We start from the raw sequence: 2,307 nt of genomic DNA on the forward strand, positions 1-2,307 counted from the left end.
ACCACAATGGCGATCGCATCCGGTGGATCGCCGATCATTCCCGACAGGATCGCCGCCGCAATCAGGACGAGGATCATGAAATCGGTGAACTGATCCAGCAGCATCCGCCACGGAGCGCGCCGACGCGTTTCTTCTATGGCATTCCTGCCGTGGAGGGTGAGGCGGCGCTGAGCTTCAGCTGGGTCGAGTCCTGTGTGCAGATGACTCTCCAGCCGACTGGCGGTGTCTTCAGATGAGAGCGTGTGCCAGGCAATATCGCCCATATCCCTCGCCGGGTCAGGTCGACTCACGCGACGATTGTCGCACAGCTGCGTTCGCGAGAATCGTGAAGTAAAATGTCACCCCGCCTTCCACCGCGCCCTCCGCCCAGACTCGGCCGCCGTGACGACGGATGATGCGCTGCACCGTGGCCAGGCCGATGCCGGTGCCCTCGAAGTCCTCAGCGCCGTGCAGGCGCTGGAAGGCGCCGAAGAGCTTGGCAACGTAGGCCATATCGAATCCCGCCCCGTCGTCGCGCACGAAGTAGATCCGCTGCCCGGTGCTCTTTCATGATGCCTAACTCAATGCGTGCCGTAAAGTTGCGTTCAGGGCTTCCCCCTCGCACAGTCAACACACGCAAAAATTGCGCCGCCAAATGGCTTCGGCCAAATCGCCTGAAACATAAGGATTTGGAAGAATCCTCCCCGCGCGGGCGAGTCGGCGAGAAGGTCGTTCCCGTTTCTAGGATGTCTCGCTCTGTACGTGGACGGTTCCAGCAGCCCGCCGCGCTCGTCCTTCCAAGATCAAGAAACCCGGCGCCGTCAGAGCCAGTATCACCGCCGAAACAAGCCACGCCACCGGCGATGATCGCCGTCCGGGCAACCATCTGGGCGCGAGCGAAGAAGCGGTCGGCGGGCCGCGCGTCACCTTCGCCCTGCATGCCATCCACCGCCCAGGCATCCAACGCACCGTTGGCCAGCGTCGAGCCCAGCGCATCGATGAACTCCGCCACCACGAAATCGCGAAACCCGCCGGCATAGGCGTAGAGCGCGAACGCCACCATGCGGATCACGCAGCTCAGCAGGAAGGCCATCTTGCGGCCGGCGAGATCGGCAAAGGCGCCCGTCGGCACCTCAAACACGAAGGACACGATCCAGTACACCGCCGGGACAGCACTCATCTGGAACAGGTCGAGGCCGCGGTCGAGCAGGAACAGCGCGTACACCGGCCCGATGAACGACCACGAAAAATTATAGAGGGCAAAAACCAGATAGTACGTGCGCTCGGTACGGGTCATGGAAAATCCTGCTCGTATCCCGCTTGGCCGGACCAACTCAAGGCCGGCACTTCTGCGGCGGACCTACGACACCTGCATGACGGCCGTTTCCACCAACTCCGCCGCAATGCGATCGCGGACCTCTTGGGTCAGTGCCTCCACTGGCGTGTGGGCGAAGCTCGCGTGCGGGATCTCGTCCAGCACATGTATGCGGATATCGTAACGTCCGTGGAGCACGAAGCCGCGCTTCGGCAAGGCGTGCGCGGTCCCCTGCACTACGATGGGAAGGAGCGGCGCGCCGGTGCGCTGGGCGAGCGTGAAAGCACCGTGCTTGAAGGCGCGCAGACGGCCGTCAGGCGACCGCGTGCCTTCCGGAAACATCATCACCGAATTCCCCTGCGCCAAGGTGCGCGCGCACGCGTCCATCATCCGCGCGATGCTCTCCTTGTCCCCGCGGCGGAGCTTGATGTAGCGGTTCAGCGACATGTTCCAACCGACGCACGGCACGCGGAAGTTCTCGACCTTCGACACCCACTTGAAGTGAACGAACAGGCGGAACAGCACCAGGATGTCGAGCAGGGATTGATGGTTGGCCACCATCACATAAGCCGCACCCGGCCGAATTTTCTCTCGGCCCTCGATGTGCACGCGCCACACCGGGTTCATCCAAGTGTACAGCGACGCCCAGAAGCAGGTGAACCGGTGCAGCACCACCAGCTTGCGATCGACCAATACCGTCGCCGCCCAGATGACGAGCGCAACCGGAAACAGCAGTATCGAGCTGACCACGAGAAAGATCCAGAACACCAGTGAGCCCACACGCCGCAGCATTGCGTCGTGTCCTATCACGGTGATTCGCTCGGGCAAGTGGCACACCTCTTTGGCGTTCGCATCGGCTTTGCATCACGCCGCAAATGCAATAGATGATGCTGATGTCGAGGAAGCGAATGAACGGGCAAGCCGGTAAGCGAATCGAAACGGAAGGTGCTGAGGTCGCTCAACTCAGCACTCAGCACTCAGGACTCAGGACTGACTACCGCAGAGGGCAACAT

At 62.0% G+C, this 2,307-nt stretch carries 3 protein-coding genes and 1 pseudogene; all 4 read right to left on the reverse strand.

What is annotated here, in order from left to right; translation table 11 throughout:
* Window positions 1-263 (reverse strand): cation-transporting P-type ATPase (locus tag VF515_04365; protein ID HEX7406870.1); only part of this gene is annotated, 263 nt, incomplete at its 3' end.
* A gap of 13 nt (window positions 264-276) precedes the next feature.
* Window positions 277-537, reverse strand: a pseudogene (locus VF515_04370) (ATP-binding protein).
* On the reverse strand, window positions 440-1,276 hold the full coding sequence (locus VF515_04375) for a hypothetical protein (protein HEX7406871.1): 837 nt from the start codon (window positions 1,274-1,276) through the stop codon (window positions 440-442). The pseudogene VF515_04370 and the gene VF515_04375 overlap by 98 nt, the downstream one beginning before the upstream one ends.
* Window positions 1,277-1,339: 63 nt before the next feature.
* The gene (locus tag VF515_04380) at window positions 1,340-2,086 is read right to left on the reverse strand and encodes a lysophospholipid acyltransferase family protein (GenBank protein ID HEX7406872.1); all 747 of its coding nucleotides are present in this window, start codon (window positions 2,084-2,086) and stop codon (window positions 1,340-1,342) included.
* Window positions 2,087-2,307 lie beyond the last annotated feature (221 nt).

The organism is Candidatus Binatia bacterium (assembly GCA_036382395.1).
Taxonomy (GTDB): Bacteria; Desulfobacterota; Binatia; order HRBIN30; family HRBIN30; genus JAGDMS01.